The sequence below is a fragment of the Streptomyces sp. NBC_00572 genome (assembly GCF_026341815.1).
Lineage (GTDB): Bacteria > Actinomycetota > Actinomycetes > Streptomycetales > Streptomycetaceae > Streptomyces.
The window spans coordinates 6570820-6596290 of the sequence record NZ_JAPENX010000001.1 but is presented as its reverse complement, the minus strand read 5'-3'; the positions used below and the strand labels follow the sequence as shown (position 1 = coordinate 6596290).

Annotated in this window: 16 protein-coding genes; 10 read left to right on the top strand and 6 right to left on the bottom strand. The window is 71.0% G+C overall.

Translation table 11 applies throughout. The features are described 5' to 3' along the window. Positions 1-5 precede the first annotated feature (5 nt). Both OG514_RS29855 and OG514_RS29850 read right to left on the bottom strand, forming a co-directional pair. A complete protein-coding gene (locus OG514_RS29855) occupies positions 6-1775 on the bottom strand; it encodes a lysyl oxidase family protein (RefSeq protein WP_266900078.1) in 1770 nt (589 codons plus the stop codon). A gap of 205 nt (positions 1776-1980) precedes the next feature. Next, positions 1981-3057, bottom strand: a complete 1077-nt coding sequence (locus OG514_RS29850; RefSeq protein WP_266900077.1) for a GlxA family transcriptional regulator — start codon at positions 3055-3057, stop codon at positions 1981-1983. Between the two features lie 113 nt (positions 3058-3170). On the opposite strand from OG514_RS29850, the gene OG514_RS29845 reads away from it, so the two are divergent. Genes OG514_RS29845 through OG514_RS29835 form a run of 3 tightly spaced genes read left to right on the top strand, consistent with a single transcriptional unit; the run spans position 3171 to position 6716 of the window. Then, complete coding sequence (locus tag OG514_RS29845) at positions 3171-3980, top strand: dienelactone hydrolase family protein (RefSeq protein WP_266900076.1); 810 nt, start codon at positions 3171-3173, stop codon at positions 3978-3980. 36 nt (positions 3981-4016) lie between these two features. Beyond that, positions 4017-4661, top strand: coding sequence for a TetR/AcrR family transcriptional regulator (locus tag OG514_RS29840; RefSeq protein WP_266900075.1), 645 nt, complete (start codon positions 4017-4019; stop codon positions 4659-4661). Positions 4662-4721: 60 nt separating this feature from the next. Then, complete coding sequence (locus OG514_RS29835) at positions 4722-6716, top strand: alkyl/aryl-sulfatase (RefSeq protein WP_266900074.1); 1995 nt, start codon at positions 4722-4724, stop codon at positions 6714-6716. Between the two features lie 169 nt (positions 6717-6885). Here the strand turns inward: OG514_RS29835 and OG514_RS29830 are convergent, their stop codons facing one another. Next, the gene (locus tag OG514_RS29830) at positions 6886-8061 is read right to left on the bottom strand and encodes an FAD-dependent monooxygenase (protein ID WP_266900073.1); all 1176 of its coding nucleotides are present in this window, start codon (positions 8059-8061) and stop codon (positions 6886-6888) included. Positions 8062-8201: 140 nt separating this feature from the next. Next, positions 8202-9257 (bottom strand): methyltransferase, encoded by a 1056-nt coding sequence (locus tag OG514_RS29825; RefSeq protein ID WP_266900072.1) that lies wholly within the window; start codon positions 9255-9257, stop codon positions 8202-8204. Between the two features lie 484 nt (positions 9258-9741). On the opposite strand from OG514_RS29825, the gene OG514_RS29820 reads away from it, so the two are divergent. Beyond that, positions 9742-16920, top strand: coding sequence for a non-ribosomal peptide synthetase (locus tag OG514_RS29820; protein ID WP_266900071.1), 7179 nt, complete (start codon positions 9742-9744; stop codon positions 16918-16920). Between the two features lie 513 nt (positions 16921-17433). Next, entirely contained in the window at positions 17434-18378 is a 945-nt protein-coding gene (locus OG514_RS29815) for a helix-turn-helix transcriptional regulator (RefSeq protein ID WP_323181634.1), read from the top strand. Between the two features lie 126 nt (positions 18379-18504). Here OG514_RS29815 and OG514_RS29810 read toward each other — a convergent pair whose 3' ends face one another. Together OG514_RS29810 and OG514_RS29805 are read right to left on the bottom strand one after the other, a co-directional pair. Continuing rightward, complete coding sequence (locus OG514_RS29810; RefSeq protein WP_323181633.1) at positions 18505-19173, bottom strand: ATP-dependent Clp protease proteolytic subunit; 669 nt, start codon at positions 19171-19173, stop codon at positions 18505-18507. A gap of 57 nt (positions 19174-19230) precedes the next feature. Beyond that, the gene (locus OG514_RS29805) at positions 19231-19839 is read right to left on the bottom strand and encodes an ATP-dependent Clp protease proteolytic subunit (RefSeq protein WP_266901010.1); all 609 of its coding nucleotides are present in this window, start codon (positions 19837-19839) and stop codon (positions 19231-19233) included. A gap of 693 nt (positions 19840-20532) precedes the next feature. Here OG514_RS29805 and OG514_RS29800 point away from each other — a divergent pair. The 5 genes from OG514_RS29800 (at position 20533) to OG514_RS29780 (ending at position 25371) form a co-directional block, all read left to right on the top strand. Further along, positions 20533-21258 (top strand): dienelactone hydrolase family protein, encoded by a 726-nt coding sequence (locus tag OG514_RS29800; protein ID WP_266900069.1) that lies wholly within the window; start codon positions 20533-20535, stop codon positions 21256-21258. Positions 21259-21349: 91 nt separating this feature from the next. Beyond that, complete coding sequence (locus tag OG514_RS29795; RefSeq protein WP_266900068.1) at positions 21350-22018, top strand: class I SAM-dependent methyltransferase; 669 nt, start codon at positions 21350-21352, stop codon at positions 22016-22018. Between the two features lie 161 nt (positions 22019-22179). After that, complete coding sequence (locus OG514_RS29790; RefSeq protein ID WP_266900067.1) at positions 22180-22920, top strand: SDR family NAD(P)-dependent oxidoreductase; 741 nt, start codon at positions 22180-22182, stop codon at positions 22918-22920. A 77-nt stretch (positions 22921-22997) separates the two neighbouring features. Continuing rightward, on the top strand, positions 22998-24101 hold the full coding sequence (locus OG514_RS29785) for an SIS domain-containing protein (protein WP_266900066.1): 1104 nt from the start codon (positions 22998-23000) through the stop codon (positions 24099-24101). 61 nt (positions 24102-24162) lie between these two features. Then, positions 24163-25371, top strand: a complete 1209-nt coding sequence (locus OG514_RS29780; RefSeq protein ID WP_266900065.1) for an aminotransferase class I/II-fold pyridoxal phosphate-dependent enzyme — start codon at positions 24163-24165, stop codon at positions 25369-25371. Positions 25372-25471: the final 100 nt, after the last annotated feature.

Below are 25471 nucleotides of genomic sequence, written 5' to 3'. Positions count from 1 at the left end.
TGTGATCAGTTCGCGTTCACGAGGTCGTGCGCGGGAACGGTCACGGTCCGGTTGCCGGCGGTGCCGCCGAGGACGACCTTCCGCAGGGCACTGTTGTTGTCGAGGTTGGTCTCCTTCAGCCGCTTGGCCGGGTTGGCCAGCACCTGGATGTAGTAGGTGCCGTTGGGCACGTCCGTGATGTCGAACGACTGCCCCGGCAGGTCCTGGGTGTAGGTGTCACCGGAGCCGACGTCCAGCACCTCGCGGACGGAGATGGAGTTCTCCTGGCCGCAGGCGGTGGAGAGGTCGGTGTTGAAGGGGTGCCAGTTGGCGTTCTTCACCGTGTAGTCGACGGCGTCGGTGTTGGCGAGGCAGAAGGCCTCCTTGCCGCTGCGCACCGCTTCCTTCTTGTCGGCCTTCAGCAGCCGGTAGCTGGCGAAGTCGGTGAAGTGCCAGTGCACGTGGCCGGGACGCGGGTCCCACTCCATGGTTCCGGTCGGGGTGTAGCCGACCTGCTTGCCGTTGGCGTCGTAGAAGTACTGGTAGGCGTCCATCTTGGCCTTGCCGGGCGAGCGGAAGCCGTCCACCACGAGCTGAGCCGGGCCGGCGTTCCAGACGTTGGCGCTGAAGGCCAGGTAGTCCTTGCCGGGGATGTTCTGGGCACCGTCGCTGATGGTGATGCCGTAGGCCGGCAGCGACCGCAGGTCGGGCTTGGGGACGGCCGGGACGGAGGGCGTGCCGGTGGGCCGCTTGGCCTGCGGCGTGAGGGCGGGTGCCTTGCGCGAGCCGTCGGTCTGCCCGGCGGCGTCACCGGCCTGCAGGTCCTGCACGTCCTGCGCGTCGGCGCGCGCGGCCTGCTGCTTCTTCGTGGCCCACGGCAGGGCCGGCGGCGCGGCCTTCAGCGGCCCGTGGCCCACGTTGTACGAAGGGCCCGCGCCGCTGGTCACGGGTGCGGCGGCCTGGACGGGCGTCGGATCGTGCCCCGGCCCGTGCCCGGCGTGACCGGCCGGAGCCTGGTGGGCGCTGCCGTGCGCGGCGTGCTCCCCGGCGGTGGCCGGCTTGGCGGCCGAGACACCGGGACCCTCCTCCCAGCTGCGCTCCTGGACGGTGACCTTCACGGTCGCCGGCTTGTCGGCGATCCCGAAGAGGTCCCGGTACTTCTTGGCGACTCCGACCTTGGCCGTGTACGTGCCGGCGGCGAGCTTCACCGGCTGGGTGTAGGACCCGGCGTAGGTGTTGGCGGCCCACCCCTTCTCGACACCCCACACGGAGCCGAGGGTGAACGCGTTGGTGGGGCAGCTCTCCGGATACTTCGAGGTGGAGGGCGCGTCGGGTCGGACCCGTCCGCTGGCGTTGTTCGGACAGAAGCTCTCCGTCCGGCTGACGACCTTCTTGCCCGTCTTGTCGGTGACGGTGATCTCCGCAAAGCCGGGCAGCCCGGAGAAGTCCTTCACGGTGCCCAGGGGCAGCGCCTTGGCCTTGGCCTTGCCGCCCTCGTACACGGTCTGGGTGATGGTCACCGGGTCCTTGTAGGACTTCCGGGTCACCTTGAGCTCCAGCGGTGTGCCCTCCGCGGTGAGGTAGGTGCCCAGGTCGAGGTAGACGCCCGGCTCCTCCTTCCAGGAGGTGAGCGTGACCGAGTCGGTCGCCGCGATGAGGCTCAGCTTGGGCCCCGTCGCGGCCTTCGCCTGCTCCGGCGTCGCGGCCATGATGCCGGCCGTCACTGCCAGGACGGCGACGGCCGTGGAACCGGCGAGCAGCGGACGCCGCAGCCGGGTGGTGCGCGTGGTGGTCATCGTTCCCTCGTTCTCCGGATGCTGTGAGAAGGAAGCGGGCAGCGGGCCGACGGGACGGCACAGCCGTCCGTCCGGCACGGTGAGAGGTACTCGCTGCGCCCGTGGGGTGAGAGGAGGGGACCGGATCGCCGGTTGTCCCGGGAGCCGAAATCGTCAGGATGTTGGCCTGATAGTGCTGTTGTGGTGAGGCATTCGGCGGCACGTCTCAGGCGTCGCGCTTCGGGGCGAGCGCCCGGTCCGTACGGCGGAAGGCGGCGCGGTAGGCGCTCGGGCGGTGACCGGTGTGGCGGGCGAAGAGGGCGGCGAAGGTGCCGGGGTCCTGGTAGCCGACGGCCGCGGCGACGGCGGCGACGGTGCGGTCGGTGGCCTCCAGGAGGTGGCGGGCGCGGCGGATCCGGGAGGCCTGCAGATGGGCCAGCGGGCTGCGTCCGGTCTCTTCGGCGAAGCGGCGCAGCAGCGTGCGGGTGCTGACCTGGAAGGTGTCCGCGAGCGCGGCGAGGTCGTACCGCTCGGCGAGGTTCTGGTCGAGCCGCCTCATGACCCGTTGGGAGAACTCTCCGCCGGGCTGCGGCAGGAGTCGCGGGTCGACGTACGGGGTCTGGGAGGTCCGGGCGTCGTCGACGAGCGCCACCCGCGCGGTGGCCCGGGCCACCCGGGCGCCGCTGTGCCGGCGGATCAGGTCCAGCGCGAAGTCCCACATGGCACTGAAGGCGGCCGTGGTCGTCACGCCCGAATCGGTGACGACCAGGCGCTCGGGGCGGACGTCGGCCCGCGGGCAGCGCCTCGCCAGTTCGTCGGCGTACAGCCAGGACGTGGTGGCCCGGCGCCCGTCGAGCAGCCCGGCGTCGGCGAGCAGGAACGCGCCGACGCAGAGGGAGACGACCGCGGTGCCGGCGGCGGCCTGCGCGCGGATCGCGGCGATCTCGGGGGCCAGCCCGGCGAGGTGTGCGTCGAGGTCCGTGGCCGGGGCCAGTTCGAAGCCGGGGACGACGAGGACGTCGACCTCGCGCAGCGGACGGACGTCCAGGCTCGCGCCGCCCGAGGCGGTGACCCGGCGGCGGGGCGAGACGACGGACACCCGGTAGCCGGGCGCGTCGGGTCCTGCCACGTGTGCGGCCATGGTCAACAGGTCGGGGACTCCGAAGACTTCGGACGCGAAGCAGCCCGGGTGGGCGAGGACGCCGACCCGCAACGCACCCGCCTCGGCACCCGGGCCTCCGTGCGCCTCCGCCCGCCCCGTCGCCTCCGTCATCGCCCCCCGTACCCCCGTCATCCCCGTCATCCCCGTACATCCGTCGCCGTCCCGTACCGCCCCTCGCCGCGTGGCGAGATTACCTCCGAGCTTGGCGATCCGGCCCCTCAACGGACCGCCGGGCACGGGGCCACGCTGTCCTCATGACCGATGATCCGATCACCGATTTCACCCGCCGGAGCGTGGCCGTGGAGGGGGTGACGAAGAGCGTGTACGTGGCCGGGACCGGGCCCGCGGTCGTGGTGCTGCCCGAGATGCCGGGCATCAGCCCCGACGTCCTGCGGCTCGCCCGCTGGGTGCGGGACGCGGGCTTCACCGTCCATGTGCCCTCCCTGTTCGGGACGGACGGCGCCTTCCCCACGGTCGCGGGCGGCCGGGAGGTCGTCCGTCGCGCCTGCGTCAGCGCGGAGTTCCGCGCCTTCGCCGGCGGCGGCACCAGCCCGGTGACGGGGTGGCTGCGGGGGCTCGCGCGCCAGGCCCACGAGGCCTGCGGCGGGCCGGGGGTGGGCGCGATCGGCCTGTGCTTCACCGGCAACTTCGCCCTCACCATGGCCCTGGAACCGGCGGTGATCGCCCCCGTGGTCAACCACCCGTCGCTCCCCCTCGACGACCCCGGCGGACTCGAACTCGACGCGGCGGACGCGCGGGCGGTGCGTGACCGGATCGCCCGCGACGGACTCACCGTCCTCGCCTACCGCTTCGAGGGCGACCGCTGGTGCACGGGGCGGCGGTTCGCCGCCTACCGCGCGCTCCTCGGCGACGCCTTCGACGGGCGCGTCCTCCCGGACGGCGCCGCGAACCCGGCTCCGCCGCCCTTCTTCGCCGACCTTGTCGGCACCCCGCACAGCGTCGTCACCGCCCATCTCGTCGACGAGGCGGGCCACCCCACGGTCCGGGCCCGCGACGAGATCCTCGCCTTCCTCACCGACCGCCTGCACCCGCCGGGAGAGTGACGCGTCGTCCACCTGCCCTTCTGCCACCATGGGCCGGTGAACGACACAGAGGCGGAGAAGGACCCCGGACGTGCGGACACCGGCGGGCGGGGGCGACGCCGGCGGGACCCGGAGTGGACGTACGCGGCGCTGCTCGACGCGCTGCTCGGGCTGGTCTCGGAGGAGGGCAGGGAGCCCACCCGGAAGGCGATCGCGGAGCGGGCGGGAGTCTCCGAGCGGACGGTGTTCGTGCACTTCGCCGACCGCGAGGCACTGTACGTGGCGGCGGCCCGGCGGCAGGCCGCGCGGTGGCACGCCCATGCGGAACCGGTCCCGCCCGCGTGGCGGACGGCACGCAAGGTGGAGGCGCTGCTCGCACAGCGCGGCCGGATGTACGAGGTGATGACGCCGATCCGGAAGATCGGGCTGGGTCTGGAACCGGATTCGCCGGGCCTGCGCGGGGTGATGGCGGAGGGGGACGCCTGGTTCCGGGCGGACCTCGCCGCGGTGTTCGCGCCCGAGCTGGGCCGGGTGCCCGACGCGGAAGAGGCGGGCGGGCTGCTCGACGCGCTGGAGGCCGCCTCGTCGTGGGCGGTCTGGGACCACCTGCGCTCCCGCCGGGGGCTGGACGGGACGGCGGCGCGTGCGGCGATCGACCGCACGCTCCGGGCGCTCCTGAGGGTCGGGCCGCACACCCCTTGACTCGTATTGCAGTCAGACTGCAATAGTGGGCGTCCTCACCGAGAAGGGCGTGACACTGCCATGACTTCGATGAACCGGCGCGGCTTCGTCGCGGCGGCCGCCGCGATGGGCGCCGCGGCCGCCTCCGTCTCCCTCAACCCGCAGACCGCCCAGGCGCTCGCCGGGCACCTGCCCCGGACGGTGCGGACCCCGACGCGGACCGACGGGCTCCCCTACGACGACGAGACCGACTTCGCCGACGCGGAACGCGGTTTCATCGCCGCGTTCACCGGCGGACCGATCACCACGGCCGCCGGGAAGACCGTCTGGGACCCCGACGCCTACCGTTTCCTCGCCGAGGCCGCGAGCGACCAGGGCGACCAGGGCGACCAGGGCGACCAGGGCGGGCGTGAGGTCCCCGACACCGTCGACCCCAGCCTGTGGCGGCAGGCGCGGCTCCTGTCGCGCCAGGGCCTGTTCCGGGTCACCGACCGGATCTACCAGGTCAGGGGCCTGGACCTGTCCAATATGACGATCGTCGAGGGCGACACCGGCATCATCGTCATCGACCCGCTCATCTCCGCCGAGACCGCCGCCGCGGCCCTTCGGCTGTACCGCGCCCACCGCGGCGACCGCGCCGTCCGGGCGATGATCTACACCCATCCGCATGTCGACCACTTCGGCGGATGCCGGGGAGTGCTGCCGGACGGCGCCGGGGACGTACCCGTCCTCGCTCCGAAGGGCTTCATGGAGCACGCGGTCAGCGAGAACGTGTACGTCGGCACCGCGATGGCCCGCCGCGCCGCCTACATGTACGGTTCCACGCTCCCCAAGAACGCGAACGCACAGGTCGGCTGCGGGCTCGGGCTCACGGTCTCGCTCGGCACCGTCGGACTCATCGCCCCCACCCAGCACATCGGCACCACGGGAGAGGAGGTCGTCCTCGACGGGGTGCGGATCCGGTTCCAGATGACCCCGGGCACCGAGTGCCAGGAGGAGATGAACTTCCTCTTCCCCGACCTGCGCGCGGTGTGCATGGCGGAGAACGCCACCCACACCATGCACAACATCCTCACCCTGCGCGGCGCCCAGGTGCGCGACGCCCACGCCTGGGCCGGCTACCTCACCGAATCGATCGGCCTCTACGACGGCACCGCCGACGTCGCCTTCGCCTCGCACCACTGGCCCACCTGGGGCAACGACGCCATCGTCGACCTCCTCACCCACCAGCGGGATCTGTACGGCTACCTGCACGACCAGACCGTCCGGCTGATCAACCGGGGCCTGACCGGCATCGAGATCGCGGAGTCCTTCCGGCTCCCGCCCCAGCTGGAGGGCGTCTGGGCCAATCGCGGCTACTACGGCTCGCTCAGCCACAACGTCAAGGCGGTCTATCAGCGGTACATGGGCTGGTTCGACGGCAACCCGGCCCATCTCTGGGAACACCCGCCCGTCGAGGAGGCCCGTCTGTGGGTGGAGTCCCTCGGCGGCCAGGCCGCGGTCCGTGCCCGCGCCCGGCACTACGCCGACCGGGGCGAGCTGCGTTTCGCCGTCACGCTGCTCAACCACGCCGTCTTCAACGACCCCCGGGACAGCCGTGCCAGGCGTCAGCTCGCCGCGCTCTACACCCGCCTGGGACAGGCCGTCGAGAACGCCGTCTGGCGGAACTTCTACCTCACCGGCGCCCAGGAGCTCCTCCACGGAATCGCACCCCACGCCACCGCCGCGCTCGGCCCCGACATGTACCTGGCCCTGACCGTCGGCCAGATCATCGACAGCCTCGCCGTCCGCGTCGACGGCCCGAAGGCCTGGTCGCTACGGATCACCATGGACTGGCACATCGGCGCCGACTACTGGCACCTGCGCCTCGCCAACGGCCTGCTCACCTGGACCACGGACACCCGCCCCGCCGCCGACGCGGGCCTGACCATGACGATGACCAAGCCCCAGCTCCTCACCCTGCTCGCCGGAAAGGGCACTGGCGGCATCACCATGACCGGCGACCGCGCACTCCTGCCCCGGCTGCTCGCGATCCTCGAAACCCCCGAGCCGGAGTTCCCGATCGTGACTCCGTGAGACCCCCGGTTCCGGCTGTTCATCAGGAACCGCGCGGATCCTCCACTATGCGCTGGGCGACGGCGTGGCGGCTCACCGCCCAGACGGACACGCCGACCACGTCGACCGTAGTCGTCGTGGGCACCCGCGTGCTCGCCGCGGGCCGGCCGGCGAGCGTCACGGGGCGTGGTCATCCCAGCGGGGGCCAGGTGAGGACCGCTTCGTTCTGGCTGGTGAACTTGGACATGGGCGCGAACCGGAAGTAGAGGTCGCGCATCCGCGAGGAGAACGGGCCGTCCAGCTGCTCGTTCTCGCTGAGCGCACGGGCCGCGGCGACCAGTGCCTCGGTCCGCGGGCGACGCTCGTCCTCGTAGCCGCGCAGGGCCGCAGGCAGGTCCGTCGCGTCCTTGAGGTGCTCGGCGAGGACGACGGCGTCCTCGATGGCGAGCGCCGCGCCCTGGCCGAGGCTCACCAGCATCGGGTGCGCCGCGTCGCCGAGCAGGGTCGTGCGTCCGGTGCCCCATCGCTGCAGGAACGGTCGGTCCTGGGCGGTGATGGTGACGATCGTCTCCTCGGGGGTGACCCGGATCGCCTCCTGTACCTCGTCGGCCCAGCCGGCGAAGACGCCGGCGATCTTCTCCTTGCCGAGGCGCGGGGTCCCGGAAACCCAGTCGGGGACGTTCTTCGTCCCCCACCAGTACGCGCGGCCGTGGCCGATGTCGGCGAGGCCGAAACGCTGGCCGCGCCCCCAGTAGTGCGCGGCGTACCCCTTGGTCAGCCGCGGGTGACTGAACGGCACGGTCGCCAGCCAGCACACGTAGTTGCCGGACCGCGGCTCCTCGGCGCCCGCCACCTGTCGGCGGATCGCGGAGTTGAAGCCGTCCGCGCCGATCAGGACGTCGCCGGAGGCCTTCCGCCCGTCCTCGAAGGTGACCTCGACCCCGTCGTCGCCGGTGACGAACCCCGTGGCCGCGGCGTTCACTTCGATGACCTGGTCGTCCCCGAGCGCGTCGAGGAGCGTCTGCTGGAGGTCGGCGCGGTGGACGGCGTGGTTCGACGCGCCCAGCCGGTCCGCGAGCTCACGGAACGGAAGGGCCCTGATCAGTCGGCCGCGCTTGGTGAGGAACTTCAGTTCGTCGAAGACCTCACCGCGCTTGTCCAGGCCCGGGGCGATGTCGATGCCCTGGGTGCGCAGCGCCAGGACCGCGTTGGACATCAGGGAGACCGCCGTGGTCCCCGGTCGCAGCTCGGGAGCCCGTTCGAAGATCTGGACCTCGACACCGGCCCGGCGGAGCGTGGCCGCGGCCGCCAGTCCGCCGATCCCGGCCCCGATGACGAGGGCCTTGCGTGTGGAGTGCTGCGTCATTTCCCGCTCCTATCGGCCGGCCGCCGATCGAGGCGGCCGGCCATCGCTTCTGCGACTTTCTGGGCGACGACGTTCACGTGCGGTTTCTCCGGCAGGACCACGTGGTCACCGGGAACGTGCCGAGGACCAGGTGCGTGGACTCAGCCGGCCAGGGGCTTGCGGGCGCGGAGGATGACGTCGAACCGCCCGGGGTACTGGCGGTCCATCGGCTCGAAGCCCGCTTCGGTGTACCACCGCTCGAATTCCTGCGGCGTGTAGGTGCGGCCCTCGGGCGACGCGACCGTGTGGAGGTACGCGGACATGAACGCGGCGTGGGCGGGACCGGTCTCGTCGTCCTCCTGGGCGACGGCGACGATCACCATGTGACCGCCCGGCTCCAACGCCCGGTAGGTCTTCGCGAAGAGCTCGCGGACCTGCTCCGGGGACCAGATTTCGAGGAACCGGGAGTACACGACGCAGTCGTGGGACGACGTGGGGAACTCGTCCTGCAGGATGTCGGTTCCGATCGCGCGGACCCGCTCGGACAGGCCGGCCTCGGCGATCTTGTCGTTCGCCATCTTCGCCACGTTCGGCAGTTCGAGGATGGTCGCCTGGAGCTGCGGCCAGCGCTGGGCGAAGCCGATGGCGTTGGTTCCGGTGCCTCCGCCGACGTCCAGTACACGCTGGTACGACGAGAAGTCCACGGTGTTGACGAAGTCCTCGACCACCGAGCGGCTCTGGTGCTCCATCATGGCGGTGAACACCTTTTCGAGGTTCTCGTCCTCGCCGAGGAGCTCGTAGAGCGTGGTCGCCGATGATCCGGCGAGCAGCTCGCGATGCAGCCCCAGGTTCTCGTTTTTCACCAGCGATTCGTACAGCCAGCCCACCGGCCGGTACAGCATCTCCTGGGTGTAGCGAATGATGACGGGCATGAAGGCGTCGGGATCGCCCGCCAGGAGATCGGTGGCGGCGGTGTTGTGATATCCCTCGCCGTCCTTGCGCACGAGGTCGAACGCGGAACACCCCAGCAGCAGCACGTGTCCCGCGCGTTCTTCGAGCCCCAGCGCGCCGGTGATCTCTTCGAGGGTGCTGCCCGGCCGCTCCTTGAGGAAGGTGAACAATTCAAGGCGCTGCGCGGCATGCAGGAACGGGAACCGGAAACTGCCGTACACCATTTTCCACAGGTCGTCCAGGGCGGTCGCCGACGGTTCGGTCATGATGATCCCCTTCACGGAATCGCGGGCCTCCGGCGAATGCCTTCGGCCGAGTCGTGGTGAAGTCCGGCATCGTCCGGTTCTGCCGATCGATGGCCCAGGGCGCGCAGGCAGCGGAAGCCGGTGCCGCGGATTGCCATCCGCGGCCGGCTTCCACGACGAATACCGCCGCCCGACGGGCCTGAGCGGGCTTCGGTGCAACAGAGGCAACAACAAACTCCAGTGATCACACAAGGCCCCTCATACGGCGATGATCACTGTGGGTGGCGTGAATCGTGCGGTGCTTTCTTCCGCATCCCTTCACTTGAGGCCGCCGAAGCCCCAAAGGCGCTTGAAATCCTTTCGGTTACAAGGCCGAAAACCACCCTGTCAACCAAGTACTGCGACTACCAGGATCCCCGCGTTCTGGATGCGTGCCGCCCGTCCGTGCAGGATCGGCCGCGGATCAGCAGACTTGTGCGAGGGGACCAAGCTTGTGAATGCCATTGTGCGTACCCCACTGACGGCGTATCAGCGTGACGTGTGGGCGGCCAACGCCAATTTCCCGGAAAACCCCCAGTTCAACTGCCAGATCTACGACAGCTTCCAGGGCTCCGCCGACCTCGGCCTCCTGGCGGACTGCCTGCACCGGGCGGCCGGGGCGTCCGACGCCTTCCGGCTGCGTTTCGGCGAGGTGGAGGGCACGCCCCACCAGTGGCTCGCCGACGTGCCCGAGGTCCGCACGGTCGATCTGAGTGCCGAGCCCGATCCGGCGGCGGCCTGCCGCCGATGGATACGCGACTCCTTCGACCGGCCCTTCGATCTGCGCGGCGGACGGACGTCCGAACTGACCCTCCTCGTGGAATCCGGTTCCGTCGTCCACGCGCACGTCAAGGCCCACCACATCGTCGCCGACGCCTGGGGCCTCAACCTGTTCATGACACGGGTCCGTGCCGACTACGAGCACGTTCTGCGCACCGGTGCCCCGCTCGCGGCCGAAGCCCCGCAGTACGTCGACTTCGTGCGCGCCGAGGGCGACTACCGCGCCTCACGGGAGCACGAGGAGGACCGGGACTTCTTCCGCGCGTCCATGGCGGGCGTCGTCCCCGAGTTCTTCCCCCGCAAGGAGGCCAGCGGCGCACGGCGCAGCTCCCGCCACAGCTTCGTCGTCGAGCGGGCCCTGGTGAACCGGATCCGCGAGCGCGGCGAGTCGGTCTTCGCCTTCGTCTCGGCCGCCTTCTCCGTCTACCTCTCCCGCGTGCTGCGCACCGAGGAGGTCGTGCTCGGCGTCCCGCTGCTCAACCGGCCCACCGACGATCAGCGGCGGACGGTCGGTCACTTCGCCAACACCCTGCCGCTGCTCGCCCGTCCGTCGGGCGACAAGACCATGGGCGAGCTCGTGGCGGAGATCCGGGGCGCCACCCGCGCCCTCAAGCCGCACGAGCGGCTGGCCCTGGGCGACGTGCTGCGGGACCTCTCCCTGCACAGCAGCGACGGGCCGCGCCGCCTGTTCGACGTGACCATCGCCCATCTGCGCTGGCCGCGGCAGCTGGAGCTCCCCGGCCTGTCCTACGGGACCGTGGTGCAGGCCCGCGCCCACGACACGGACGCGCTGGCGGTCGTCGTCAACGAGCTCGACGACGTCGGCGACCTCCTCGTCGACGTGGACTACGGCTGCGACATCTTCGACGAGGACTTCCCCGTCGAGGCGGTGGGCCGCCATCTGAAGGCCGTCATCGAGCGCACCCTCGACGCCCCGGACCTGCCGCTCGCCGGGATCTCCATGCTGGCCGCCGACGAGCGGGCCGCGCTGGTGGACGGCTGCAACGAGACGACCGTGGAGTACGCCGCGGACCGGACGCTGCACGGGCTGTTCGAGGAGCAGGCCGCCCGCACCCCGGACCGCACGGCCGTCGTCGACGACGCCACCGGGGCGTCGCTCACGTTCGCCGCGCTCGACGAGCGGGCCAACCGCATCGCGCGGGTGCTGCGGGAGCGGGGGGTGCGGCCCGGTGACCGCGTCGCGGTGCTCATGGACCGCTGCCTGTCCATGCCGGCCGCCGTCCTCGGCGTACTGAAGTCGGGCGGCGCCTATACGCCGGTGGCCCCGGACTACCCGGCGGAGCGGATCCGCTTCCTCGTCGAGGACTCGGGCGCCAAGGCCGTCCTGGTGGCGGGCGGCGGCGAAGCCCATGGGGCGGCCGGCGGCGGGGTGCCCGTCCTGGACGTGGAGGAGCTGTCGCAGGCCTCCGGCGCGCCCCTGGAGCCGGCGGCCGGACCGCGCGACCCCGCCTACGTCATCTACACCTCGGGCTCCACGGGCAAGCCCAAGGGGGTGGTCGTCGAGCACCATTCGGTGATCAACCGCCTGGCGTGGATGCAGAGCCGCTACCCCGTCGGCGAGAGCGACGTCCTGCTGCAGAAGACGCCGATCTCCTTCGACGTCTCGGTGTGGGAGCTGTTCTGGTGGGCCGTCGAGGGGGCCTCCCTCGCCCTGCTGCCGCCGGGCGGCGAGAAGGACCCTCGGGAGATCCTGCGTACGATCGCCCGCCGCCGGGTCGGCGTCGTCCACTTCGTGCCGTCGATGTTCGCCGGCTTCCTGGACCTCCTGGAGGACGCCCCCGGGCTGGTCGACGACGCCCGGTCGCTGCACCACGTCTTCTGCAGCGGCGAGGCGCTCCCGCCCGCCCTGGTGGACCGCTTCAACGTGGTCTTCGCCGGGCGGACGGCACCCCGGCTCGTCAACCTGTACGGGCCGACCGAGGCCACCGTCGACGTCTCGTTCTTCGACTGCCCCGCCGACCCCGCGCGGCCGGTGGACCGCGTGCCGATCGGCCGGCCCATCGACAACATCCGTCTGTACGTGCTGGACGAGGACGGCGGCCCGCAGCCGGTGGGCGCGCCCGGCGAGCTGTGCATCGCGGGCGTCGGCGTGGCCCGCGGCTATCTGAACCGGCCGGAGCTGACCCGGGAGAAGTTCGCCGACGACCCGTTCGTACCCGGCGGCCGCATGTACCGCACCGGAGACCTCGTGCGCCGCCTGGCGGACGGGGACATCGAGTACCTGGGCCGGATCGACGGACAGGTGAAGATCCGCGGCAACCGCGTCGAACTCGGCGAGGTGCAGGACCGCCTGGCGACCTGCCCCGGTGTCCGGACGGCGGCCGTCACCGACCACCGGTCGGCCGACCGCGGCACCTACCTCGTCGGCTACTACACCGCCGACGAGGAACTGGACGCGGCGGTGCTGCGTGGTCATCTGGCCGCCGCCCTGCCCGGCTACATGATCCCCGCTCACTTCCAGCGGCTGGACGAGATCCCGCTGACGCCGAACGGCAAGACCGACCGCCGCCGGCTCCCGGCGCCGGAGCTGTCCGCGACCGGTGACGAGGCACCGCGCGACGAGGTCGAGGCCGCGCTGGCCGACATCTGGTCCGAGGTGCTGGGCGTGGAGCGGGTGGGGGTGCACCAGAACTACTACGCCCTGGGCGGCGACTCCATCCTCATGCTGCGGATCCGCGCCCTGGCGGAGAAGCAGGGCGTCCGCTTCGCCCTGGCCGACCTGGTGCTCAACCCCACCGTGGCCGGACTCGCCGGACGTGTGCGCACCTCGGCCGCCCCGGCGGACGCGGCGCCGCTGGAGCCCTTCACCCTCGTGCCGACCGTCGACCGAGCCCGTCTGACCGGCCTGGCCGACGCCTACCCCGCGACCCGCCTCCAGCTCGGCCTGCTCTACCACAGCCGTGAACACGAGAACTCGGCCGTCTACCACGACGTCTTCCACTACTCGCTCCGTCTGCCGTGGGACGAGCAGGCTCTGCGCACGGCGTTCGGCCGGCTCACCGCGCGGCACCCGGTGCTGCGCTCCGGCTTCTCGCTGGCCGGCTTCTCCGAACCCCTGCAGACCGTCCGCACGCAGGTCGACGGCGGGCTGGAGGTCGTCGACCTGCGCGAGGCCGGTGCCGAGGAGGCCGAGGCCGTCATCGGGGCGCACATCGAGGAACGCCGCCACCACGCCTACGACTTCGACAACCCGCCGCTCTACCTCTTCCGCGCCCACGCCCTGCGGGACTCGGTGGAGCTCGTCCTCAGCTTCCACCACGCGATCCTCGACGGCTGGAGCGTGGCGACCCTGGTCCGGGAGCTGCTCCAGGACTACCTGCACGAGACCGGGCAGGACGTGGAGCCCGTCGCGGACGGCCCGCTGCCGTCCGCCGCGCACTATGTGCTCGACGAGCGGCGCGCCCTGGCCTCCGAGGCCGGAAGGGCGTTCTGGCGGCACAAGCTCGCCGGGGCGGAGCCCGTACAGTTCGACGGCTTCCGGCCGTACGAGGCACCGGGCTCCCAAGGCGTCTTCGCCCACCGGGTGGAGCTCCCCGACGGTCTCGGGGAGGCGCTGCGCCGCTTCACCCGGGAGCGGTCCGTTCCCATCAAGTCCGTGCTGTTCGCCGCGCACTGCCTGCTGCTGCGGCTGTTCGGCGGCACCGACGACGTGGTCACCGGCCTCGTCATGCACGGACGGCCGGAGCTCGCCGGTGCCGAGCGCGTCACGGGTCTGTTCCTCGGTACGACGCCCATCCGCATCGGTCCGGGCCACCGCAGCTGGCTGGACGTGGTGCGCGAGGCCCATCTGCAGGAGCAGGAAGCGCACCCGCACCGCCACTACCCCCTGAGCGCCGTCCAGGAGGACCTCGGCGGCGACACCGTGATCGAGTCGGCCTTCAACTACGTCAACCCGCGCGTCCTCAGCGAGCTGCTGCAGAACACCGGCGTGGAGCTGACGGACTTCCGCACCTACGAGGAGACGAACTTCAAGCTCCTGGTCAACGCGGTCGTCGACCCGGCCGACAAGCGGATCTGGCTGCGCATGGACCACGACGGCCGCGTCTTCACCCGGTCGCAGGCCGACCGGTTCGGCCGTGTCTACCTGGATCTGCTGCGCCGGATCGTCGAGCGGCCCGACGAGCCCGTCGGTTTCGGTTTCCTCGCCCCGGCGGTCGCCCCCGCGCCCCGCGCGGAGCTGCCCGCCCTGGTCACCGACCGCTTCGACGAGCGGGTCGCCGAGACACCGGACGCGATCGCCGTGGCCTTCGAGGACCAGCGGTGGACGTACCGGCGGCTGGGGGCGGCCGCCGACCGGGTGGCCCGTCGGCTGGTGCGGCTGGGCGCAGGCGCCGGTTCCCACATCGGCCTGGCGATGGACCGCTCCCCCGAGGTCGTGGCGGCGCTGCTGGGCATCGCCAAGGCCGGCGCGGCCTGCGTGCCCATGGACGTGACGTACCCGGCGGACCGGCTCGCGCTGATGGTCGAGCGCGCGGAGCCCTTCCGGGTGCTCGCTCCCGAGCGTCACGCCGCCCTGTTCCCCGGCGCCCGGGTGCTTCCGCTGGACGAGGCGCTCGCGGCGGACGACGGCCCGGAACCTTTGGCGCTGCCCACCGTCACCGGGGAGACGACCGCGTACATCCTGTTCACCTCCGGGTCGACCGGTGAGCCCAAGGGCGTCGTGCTGCCGCACCGGACGCTGGCCAACTACATGGAGTGGCAGATTCCCGCCGCGAGCGGGGCGGCCGGCGGCAAGACGCTGCAGTTCGCACCGCTGAGCTTCGACGTCTCCTTCCAGGAGATCTACTCGACGCTGTGCGGCGGCGGCACGCTCCAGCTGGTCCGCGAGGACGAGCGGCGGGACATGCCCGCACTGCTGCGACTCCTTGACCGGGAGGCGGTCGAGCGGGTCTTCCTGCCGTACGTCGCCCTGCAGCAGCTCGCGGAGGCCTCCGAGGCCCTCGGCATCCGCCCGGCCGCGCTGCGCGTGATCATCTCCTCCGGTGAGCAGCTGCGCGTCACCGACGAGATCCGCCGCTTCTGCGCCGCGGTGCCGGGAACGGTGCTGGAGAACCAGTACGGCCCCACCGAGACCCACCTCCTCACCAGCTTCACCATGTCCGGTGACCCGGCGGAGTTCCCGGCACTGCCGCCCATCGGCAGGCCCATGGACGGCATCGATCTGTACGTGCTCGACGCCGACATGCGGCCCGTACCGCCCGGGGCGAAGGGCATCATCCACATCGGCGGCGTCTGCCTGGCCCACGGCTACCTGGGACGGCCCGACCTGACCGACGAGCGCTTCGTCCCCCATCCCTTCGGGGAGCCGGGCGAACGCCTCTACCGCACGGGCGACCTGGCCCGGCTCCTGCCGGGCGGCGACCTGGTCTGGCTCGGCCGGGAGGACTCCCAGGTCAAGGTGCGCGGCTTCCGCGTCGAACTCGCCGAGGTGGAACTGGCACTGACCAAGCTGGCCGACGAGTACCCCGGTGTCCGCGAGGTCGCGGTCGTGGCCCGCCACCGCGACGGCGCCGACGCCTTCCTCGCGGCCTTCCTCGTCGGCGAGGAGGGCGCGGCACCGGTCGAGGACCTCAGGACGCGGCTGCGCGGGCTCCTGCCCGACTACATGGTGCCCTCGCACTTCGAGTGGTTGCCCGCGCTGCCGCTGACCCCCAGCGGGAAGCGGGACGACGCACAGCTGCGCCGCACGGCCCTGGCCTCCCGGGTGAGCGCCGACCGGGTGGCGCCGCGCGACGCCCAGGAACGCGCGCTGGCCGGAGTGCTGGCCGAGCTCCTGCAGGTGCCGGAGGTCGGGGTGCACGACGACTTCTTCGCGCTCGGCGGCACCTCTCTGACGGCGATGCGGCTCGTGGTGACGATCGAGAAGCTCTTCGGGGTCAACGTCCCGCTGTCGGCGCTCATCGGCACCCCCACCGTCGCCGGGCTCGCCGAGCGGCTGCGGGAGCGGGCGGCGGGCGTGGCCTACGACCCGGTCGTCCCGATCCGGACGACGGGCAGCCGCCCGCCGATGTTCCTCGTCCACCCGCTGGGCGGCAACGTGCTCTGCTACCTGGGCCTGGCCAAGCACCTGCCCGAGGACCAGCCGGTGTACGCGCTGCAGGCCGCCGGCACCCACCCGGGCGTCGATCCGTCCGACTCCATACCCGAGATCGCCGCCCGCTACCTGGAGGCCGTCCGGCGGGCCCGGCCCGACGGGCCGTACGTCATCGGCGGCTGGTCGTTCGGCGGGTTCATCGCCTTCGAGATGGCCCGGCAGCTGCGCCGTACCGATCCCGAGGACGTCGCCTCCCTGATCCTCATCGACCCGATCGCGGTCGCCCCCGGGGACCGGCCGAGCATCGCCGACGGCTCCCTCCTCGAGTGGTTCTTCTGGGAACTGCTGTGGATGGAGCGCGGCGGGCAGACCCCGCTGGAGGCCATCCCCGAGGGCCTCGACGCCGACGGCAAGTTCGACTTCGTCGTGGAGCGCGCCACGGCGGCGGGCATCCTGCCGGCGGAGGGCTCGCAGAGCGCGGTGCGCCGCCTCTTCGCGATGTTCAAGGCGCACTGGCACGCGCTGCTGACCTACCGGCCCGAGCGGGCCGACGAGGACCTCGTGCTGCTGCGGGCCGACGCTCCCCTGCCCAAGGTGCTCGAACCGATGCACGGCGCGGCCAGCAGCCTCCACGAGGACCCGTCGAACGGCTGGCGGGAGATGACCACCGGTCGGGTCGAGGTGGTCGACGTGCCCGGCGACCACCTGGTGCTCCTGGAGGAGCCGCACGTCGCCGTCGTCGCCGAGCATGTGGCACGGGCGGCCGAACACCCCTTCCGGGAAGGTCCTTCCGAGAACGGGAGCAAGTAGTGCCTTGGCGGACTCCGCCGCTGCCCTGACCGGCTTCGAGGCCGAGAAGCCCGAGGCGGAGGTGCGGAGTTCGCCGACGGGCGCCGGATGCGGGGGAACGCCCGGCATCCGGCGCCCATCGGCTTCGACTGGGCGGTCCGCCGCGGCCTGACCGGGGCGGGGAGCGCCACCCGGCGGCTTGGACTAGGCACGGAGGACGTGGCCCCGGCGGGGGCCTGGCCGGGGTGACCTGGAGCGCTGGTACGGGATCACCGGCCGGCGCTCTCGTCGTTGCGCGCGACACTCTCGACGACCGCGACTCGGTGACGGGACGCCCACGGGGTTTGCAGCCCGAAATTATGCGGCGATGACCGCGGGTTGGCCATCGGATCGACAGTGTCCAAAAATCACTCCCGCGCCAATCGGCAATACCCGCCCGTCTTGACACCCAAACCTTGATTTCCATCTCAATTCATCCGCCACGTATGCATTAGGCTGCCCGTGGAACTTGGACTCCTTCGTAGTGCGGGGGGGATGTCCCTGGACGCAGGGGGGTGCAGTACCGGTGGGCCTGACCCGGCACTGCCGACTCCACGCGGACACGGCGTACCCCCTCACAACGGCGGATACGTTGGAATTCCTTATCGGGGAAGAAGAGACTTTATGAATGGCGTTGCTTTAGACAACGAAGTCAGCAGGCAGGAACTCGCCCATTTCTTACGCACTCGACGCGAAAGTCTCAGCCCGGCGGACGTCGACCTCCCGAACGGCCCCCGGAGGCGGACCCCTGGCCTCCGCCGGGAAGAAGTGGCGGCACTCGCGGGGTTGAGCCTCACCTGGTACACGCTGCTCGAACAAGGGAGGAACGTTTCCCCCTCATTCAAGGTCCTGGACAGCCTGGCCGGCGCACTGAATCTGGCCGAACACGAGCGCGAATACATCCATCAGCTCGTCCACAGCCGGACCTTCCCGCAACGCCTCGAAAGGCGGCACGCCCCGACCGAGACCGCGCTGCAGCAGGTGGCCGACTCGCTGAGCCCCAACCCCGCCTACGTCGTCAACAAGTTGGGGGACATCCTCGGCTGGAACGAGGCCGCCGCCGAGTGGTACACGGACTTCGGACGCATGCCGGAGGCCCGCCGGAACCTGCTCTGGTGGCTGTTCACCGCGCCCGAGGCGAGGGTGCGGCTGGCCGACTGGCGGCGCGACGCCCGGGACCAGGTGGGCAGGTTGCGAGCGGTGTCGGCCGGTTTTCCCGGCCGGAGCTCCGTCAGCGAGATGGTCGAGGACCTCAAGCAGGTCAGTTGCGATTTCCGGACCTTGTGGGACGAGTACCGGGTGCTCAACACGGAGCCGCAGTTCCGTCGCCTCCGCCACCCGCGGCGCGGCACGGTCCCGATGCGACTGGTCATCCTCGCCGACGGCATGCATCCGTCGCTGGAGGTCGTCTACCACCTGCCACAGCTCTCCGGTCACTGAGGGAACGACGACGGCGGGGCCGGGGAGCGAACTCCCCGGCCCCGCCGGGCTCTGCTGCCCGCGGGTGTCAGAGCGGGGACCGTAAGGGCCCCCGCTGACGCGAACGACGCTGCGGGCGGATGTCCGTCAGGCGCCGCGGACGAGGGAACGCGGGCTGATGACGTGGTCGATCAGTCCGAATTCCAGGGCCTGCTCAGCGGTGAGGACGTAATCCCGCTCGACGTCCTCACGGATCTGGTTCAGGTCCCGCCGGGTGTGCTGGGCGAGCATGCCCTCCACCAGCTCACGCTGGCGCTGCACCTCGGTGGCCTCGATCACCAGGTCGGAGACCTGGCCCTGCGTGCCGTGGCTGCGCGGCTGCTGCAGGAGGATCCGGGCGCTGGGCAGGGCCGTGCGCTTGCCGGGCGTACCGGTGGCCAGGATCACGGCGGCCACCGAGTTGGCCTGCCCCAGGCAGACGGTCTGGATGTCGGGCTTGACGAACTGCATGGTGTCGTAGACGGCGGTGAGCGCCGTCAGGGACCCGCCGGGCGAGTTGATGTACAGGGAGATGTCCCGGTCCGGGTCGATGGACTCCAGGCATAACAGCTGGGCCATGATGTCGTTCGCCACGACGTCGTCGACCTCGTGGCCGAGGAAGATGATGCGCTCTTCGAAGAGCTTGGCGTACGGGTCGTATTCCCTGGTGCCCTGCGACGTGCGCTCGACGAAGCGCGGCACGATGTAGCGGCTCTGCGGGAGCATGGAACCGGAGCCGGCGGGGCCGGGTGCTGGAGAAGAAGTGGGCGTGCTCATTGCGCGCGGTCCTCCGGGTGGGGATGGGTGCTGGGTCCGCCGGGAGGCGGGAGGGAGCTAGCGGGGCGCGACCGCGCCCACACCGGGCAGGGCGGACGTCGACTGCATGACCTCGTCGATCAGGCCGTAGTCCTTGGCCTCCTGCGCGGTGAACCAGCGGTCGCGGTCCGAGTCGCGGGTGATCGTCTCGGTGCTCTGGCCGGAGTGGTGGGCGATGAGCTCGGCCATCTCCAGCTTGGTCCGCTTGAGCTGGTCCACGTAGATCTTGATGTCCGAGGCGGTGCCCGCGAATCCGGCCGAGGGCTGGTGCATCAGGATCTTGGTGTGGGGCAGCGCAAAGCGCTTGCCGGGCGCGCCGGCGGTGAGCAGGAACTGGCCCATGGAGGCGCAGAATCCCATGGCGATGGTGACGACGTCGTTCTTGATGTACTGCATCGTGTCGTACACCGCCATTCCCGCGGTGACCGATCCACCGGGGGAATTGATGTACAGGTAAATGTCGCGGGTCGGGTCCGCTGCGAGCATCAGCAGCTGTGCGGTGATGCGGTTCGCGATGTCGTCGTCGACTTCCTTTCCGAGGAAGACGATCCGGTCGTTGAGAAGACGGTTGTACACCGCCTCGCCGGCGGGTGCGTCACCGTATCCGTCGAGGCCGTAAGGCGGCATCTGCTGCGATGCGAGCGGGAACTGCTGAGCGCCCATCTGATTTCACTCCTCATCCTTGCGAGGGTCCCGGTCCGGCCGGGCTCCGTCCATTCGGTGAGCGAAGCGGGAGTGAACACCCCCCACCCTCACATATGGCGAAGCTAACACGCACTCACGCCGGGGGCTGCACGGCTGCCGAATCGTTCGCTGAGAGCGGAGGATCGCACCACCTGCATCTTCAAGTGGCCTGAAAACGAGGATATTTGCGCGCGCGACAGGGCCGATGTACCGCAGCCAGTGGACTGTCGTCCCATCAGGAACGGTGCATACAGAAAGAATGGGAAAGAATCGGGAGGCGAATCCGGCCAGGTGTGGAGCGACCGGCCAGGCACCGGCAATGGCGACATGGACCGGATCCGGAAACGGTGGTCCGCGGACGGGAAGCCGACCGACGTCCACGGCCCGGCCGGGGCGGCCACTTCCGGCCACCTGGGGAGGTCCCGAGTGCGGCCCCCGACACCGCGTGGAAGGCTGCCGGTCCGACGGCGCCGACCCACTGCCCCTTCGTCGCCCGTCACGGCGACACCCCCTCCTGCACCCTGGCTTTGAGAGGGATCCTGCGCGCCATCGCCGCACGTCAGAGGCGCACCGGCGCTGTCGTGCCGGCGAGGAGACCGGCCCGACGGGACTCGGCGATCACTACAATCCAGGCCCATGAGTACGGTTACCACGCGCACGGTCGAGTACCCGGCCGACGGCCTGACGATGATCGGGCACCTCGCGCTCCCGGCCGGTGACGACCGTCGGCCCGCGGTCCTGGTCGGGCCCGAAGGGCCGGGGCTGAACGACTTCCAGCGCCGCCGGGCCGACACCCTGGCCGAGTTGGGATACGTGGCGCTGGCCTTCGACATCAACGGCGGCCGCTGGTTCACCGACCCCGGGGAGATACTGGCGCGGGTGACCCCCCTGCTCGCCGACCCCGACCGCATGCGGGGCATCGGCCACGCGGCGCTGGACGTGTTGCTCGCCGAACCGCGGACCGACCCCGACCGGATCGGCGCCGTCGGCTACGGCACCGGGGGCGCGATCGTGCTGGAACTCGGGCGCGACGGCGTCGACCTGCGCGCGATCGGGACGGTGAACGCGCTGACCACGGGCCGCCCGGGCGAGGCGGCGCGCATCCGCTGCCCGGTGTGGGCCGGAGTCGGGTCGGAGGACCCGATCATGCCGCCCCCGCAACGGGAGGCGTTCACCGCCGAGATGGAGGCCGCGGGCGTCGACTGGCGACTCGTGGTCTACGGCGGCGCCTTGCACGCCTTCCACCACCCGCCGGTCGACCAGGCCGTGGTCCCCGGCGTCGGCTACCACGCACGGCACGCGCGGCGAGCCTGGCGCGATGTCGTCGGCCTTCTCGCCGAGTGCATGCCCGTAACGGCGTGATCCGGTCGGCCACGGCGATTCCGGGCCGCACATCGGTCCGGTCGACCATAGCCGCGCTCCCCCGGCCGGCGCGCGGCCCTATCGTTGGCTGATGCGCGAACACCTCATCGACCGCCCGTCCGATCTCGACGTCGTCCGTGAGTCCTATGACCGAGTGGCCGACAACTACGCCGACATGGTGGCGACGACGGGTATCGGCGACATCCGTCGTCATCCATGGCACAAGGCGTCGATCGACGCCTTCGCCGACAGCGTGGGCGGGCTCGGGCCCGTCCTCGACGTCGGCTGCGGACCCGGAACGGTCACCGCCTACCTGGCCGAACGCGGTCTCGACGCGTCCGGGGTGGATCTCTCTCCCCGGATGATCGAGAACGCGCGCCGTCTGCACCCGCAGTGCCGTTTCAGCGTTGCCTCAGCAACCGACCTCGACCTCGCCGAAGCGTCCCTCGGCGGCGTGCTCGGGTGGTGGTCGCTGTTCAACCTCCCCCGTGACGTCCTTCCTCAGGTTCTCTCCCTGTTCACTCGCGCGTTGAAGCCGGGCGGACACTTCATCATGGCCACCCACGTCGGCGACGAGGACACGGTGCGGACCGAGGCGTACGGAGGTGTGCCCGTTCGCTGGACGACACACAGATGGCGGCCGGAACAGATCGTGGACCTGATCGAGCGGGCGGGCCTGCTTCCGGTCGCCGAACTCCGGCTCCCTCCGGAGGAGTACAGCGGGCCGGGTCTGGTCGTCATGGCCAAGCGACCCGGCTGAGCCGACGGGCCGCCCGGACGGCGAAAGGGCAGCACACGGCGGGTGCCGCCGGGCGGTCGGCGGGAGTGGTAGTCGGAGTACCAGCATGCCGACGTTCTGGATACGCGCGCTCCCGCCGTGAAGGGTGATCCCCGAACAGCCGTCAGTTCGAGGGAGCTTCCATGCAGGATCGCCTTGCCGTCGTCACCGGTGGCACCAAGGGAATCGGGGTGAGCCTCAGCCGTCGGCTGGTGTCGACGGGCTACCGGGTCGTCGCCCTCTACCGGAGCGACCAGGAGTCCGCCGACCTCGCCGCGAAGGAACTGGGCGCCGGATTCACGGCGTTACGGGCGGACGTGTCCGACGCCGACGACGTCGCCCGGGTCGCGGAGCTCGTCCTCGATGCCCATGGCACCCCGTCCGTGCTCGTCAACAACGCGGGCCGCAACATCGACGGACCGTTCCTGGAGATGACCACCTCGGACTGGGACCAGGTCCTCTCGGCCAATCTGTCCGGCCCCTTCTACATGACCAGGGCTCTGGCCCCGGCCATGCTGGCGGCCGGCGGCGGATCTGTGGTCAACGTGGCCGCCACCACCGGCATCCGGCCGCGGCTCAACGGAGCCAACTACTGCGCCAGCAAAGCCGGCCTGCTGCACCTCACCAAATGCCTGGCGCTGGAACTCGCCCCGGCCATCCGCGTGAACTCCCTGATCCCCGGAATGATCGACACCGAGGAGATGCGCACGCGTTTCCGCACGGACGAACAGGAATACCGGGACCGGCTGCTGGCCGAGATCCCGCAGGGCCGGATCGGCAGCCCGGAGGAGATGGCCGACGCCCTGGAGTTCCTGGTGAGCGAGAAGGCCGCCTACATCACCGGCCAGAAGTTCATCGTCGACGGCGGCCAGTTCATGTGGTAGCGACGCGAACCGCCGGACCGAAGATCCCTCTCACCCTCAGCACCTCCCCCACACGGACAGTCGAAAGGGAACACCCCATGCAGTCGCGTATCGATCGGTACGAGGAGTTTCTCACCAAGCAGTACCGGGGCGGCTTCCGCAAGCCGGAGGAGTACTCGATCGCCGAGATCACTCCCGCACTCCGCGACCGAATGAAGAACGGGCACTTCAAGCGTGTCGTCTTCACCGGCATGGGCTGCTCGGCCATCGTCTCCGATGTCGTCCGGGCCTTCTTCACCTCCGTCGACACCGAGCTGGAATTCCACGTCTTCAACGACTACGACTTCCGCTACCTCATACCGGAGTCCGTCATCGAGGACGAGCAGACGCTCGTCATCCTCAGCTCCTACAGCGGCCACTCCACCGAGCCCCTGCACGTCTTCCACCGCCTCGCGCACGCCCACGACCGGGTGCTGCTGCTCACCTCGGGTGGCAAGCTCGGCGATCTGGGCACCGAGCACGGCGTCTCCATCGCCCGCTGGCAGCTCAGCGAGCCGGATCGCGAGTACCCGCTGTTCCACGTCGGCCAGTACTTCGCGATCCTCCTCGACATGTTCTACGAACTGGGCTTGATCTCCCAGGACTTCCGCGCCGAGGTGGCAGCGCTCCCCGATCACCTGGAGCGCGACTTCACCCCCGCCCACCGTGAGCTCGCCCGCGCGGCCGCGGCCCGCAGCGAGGGCGCCAACGTCATCATGCTGGCATCCCCCAAGTGGCACGAGAGCCTGCTGAAGCTGGCCAAGATGCACCTCAACGAGATCGCGATGGTCCCGGCCACGCGGAACTACTTCCACGAGTTCTGCCACAGCGAGGTCGCGACCCTCTCCGACCCCTCGCGCAAGCACAGCGTCCTGATCCTGCAGGACGACGAGGACGACGAGTACACCAAGCAGAAGATGGCGAACCTGATCCGGCTGCTGACCAGCGACCTGCCGCAGAACCGCAACATCGAGGTCACCACCGTCGCGCTGGACCAGCCCACCTTCATGCGGAAGTACTTCACCGCGCTGGAGCTGATCCAGTACCTCACCCTCGACCTCGGCCGGGTCTACGACACCGACTCGCGGAACCTGATCTCCGAGGCCGCCGGGAACCCCTGGTACCACGGGGACACCATCGCCGCGGAGCTGGCACAGGGCTAGCAGGCCCGCCTCGACGCCCGGCACGACCCCAAGGAACACACGAGAAAGAGGCCCCGGACACGTGCACGACGCCTCCCGCCCGCCGGTTCCCGTCCGTGACCGGGCCCTCCGCATCCAGCACTTCCGGCCCTCGGTCTTCAGCGAGATGCGGGAGCTCGCCGTCCGTACCGGGGCCGTCGACGTGGGGCAGGGGGCGCCCGCCATGGCCGCCCCCGCCGCCCTGACGGCCGCGGTCACCGCGGCCGTGGCGAAGGGCCTCAACCAGTACTCCCCGGCGGCCGGGCTCCCCGAGCTCCGCGAGTCCGTGGCCTCCTACCGGCGGCGCACCACCGGTGTCCGGTACCGGCCGGACACCGAGGTGGTCGTCACCGCCGGTGCCACCGAGGCCCTGTCGGCAGCCCTGCTCGCCCTCTGCGATCCGGGGGACGAGGTCCTCACCTTCGACCCCTGCTACGACGCCTACTCCGCCTGCGCCGACCTGGCCGGCGCCCGGCTGGTGACCGTACCCCTGGCCTCGGGGGACGACGGCTTCGCCCTGGACGAGGCCGCGCTACGGGCCGGGTTCGGGCCGCGCACCCGGGTGCTGCTGTTCAACACCCCGCACAACCCGACCGGAAAGGTCTTCACCGACGAGGAACTCGCCGTGGTCGCCGCCCTGTGCCAGGAGCACGGGGTGATCGTCGTCGCCGACGAGGTCTACGAGCACCTCACCTACGACGGGCGGCGCCACCGCACCATCGCCGCCCTGCCCGGCATGCGGGAACGCACCCTCGTCGTCTCCGGGGCGGGCAAGACGTTCAACGTCACCGGCTGGCGGATCGGCTGGGCCTGCGGCCCCGCCCCGCTGGTGGACGCCCTCCTCTCCGTCAAACAGTTCGTCACCTTCGCCGCCGGCACTCCCTTCCAGGCCGCCGTGGCCGGGGCGCTGTGGGACGTCGAGGGCTGGACCGCCGAACTGCGCGAGGAGCTGTCCGGCCGCCGCGACCTGCTGCGGGACGGGCTTGAGGCGGCCGGACTGCCCACCCTCGCCGGTGAGGGCGGCTACTTCGTCCTGGCGGACGTACGGGGCTGGGGCTACACGGACGACGTGGAGTTCTGCCGCGACCTGCCGATACGCGCCGGAGTGGTGGCCATCCCCTGCTCCGCCTTCCACCACCGCGACGACGCCCCGCGGTGGCTGGCCCGCTTCGCCTTCTGCAAGTCCGCCGAGGCGGTCACCGAGGCGGTGGCCCGCCTCGGTGCGGCGGGGAAGGAGATCGCCAGGGGGTGAGCCGCCCGCCTTCCGCCCGCCCTACGCCCGCGCCGCTCGGTTCCGTGTCCGGTCGGTTCCGTGTCCGGTCCGTTCCGTGTCCGGTCGGTTCGGTGTCCGG

Coding starts and splice junctions, on each gene's coding strand:
- OG514_RS29855 (WP_266900078.1), bottom strand. CDS start 1,775: ATGACCACCACGCGCACCACCCGGCTGCGGCGTCCGCTGCTCGCCGGT.
- OG514_RS29850 (WP_266900077.1), bottom strand. CDS start 3,057: ATGACGGGGATGACGGGGGTACGGGGGGCGATGACGGAGGCGACGGGG.
- OG514_RS29845 (WP_266900076.1), top strand. CDS start 3,171: ATGACCGATGATCCGATCACCGATTTCACCCGCCGGAGCGTGGCCGTG.
- OG514_RS29835 (WP_266900074.1), top strand. CDS start 4,722: ATGACTTCGATGAACCGGCGCGGCTTCGTCGCGGCGGCCGCCGCGATG.
- OG514_RS29830 (WP_266900073.1), bottom strand. CDS start 8,061: ATGACGCAGCACTCCACACGCAAGGCCCTCGTCATCGGGGCCGGGATC.
- OG514_RS29825 (WP_266900072.1), bottom strand. CDS start 9,257: ATGACCGAACCGTCGGCGACCGCCCTGGACGACCTGTGGAAAATGGTG.
- OG514_RS29815 (WP_323181634.1), top strand. CDS start 17,434: ATGTCCCTGGACGCAGGGGGGTGCAGTACCGGTGGGCCTGACCCGGCA.
- OG514_RS29810 (WP_323181633.1), bottom strand. CDS start 19,173: ATGAGCACGCCCACTTCTTCTCCAGCACCCGGCCCCGCCGGCTCCGGT.
- OG514_RS29805 (WP_266901010.1), bottom strand. CDS start 19,839: ATGCCGCCTTACGGCCTCGACGGATACGGTGACGCACCCGCCGGCGAG.
- OG514_RS29800 (WP_266900069.1), top strand. CDS start 20,533: ATGAGTACGGTTACCACGCGCACGGTCGAGTACCCGGCCGACGGCCTG.
- OG514_RS29795 (WP_266900068.1), top strand. CDS start 21,350: ATGCGCGAACACCTCATCGACCGCCCGTCCGATCTCGACGTCGTCCGT.
- OG514_RS29790 (WP_266900067.1), top strand. CDS start 22,180: ATGCAGGATCGCCTTGCCGTCGTCACCGGTGGCACCAAGGGAATCGGG.
- OG514_RS29785 (WP_266900066.1), top strand. CDS start 22,998: ATGCAGTCGCGTATCGATCGGTACGAGGAGTTTCTCACCAAGCAGTAC.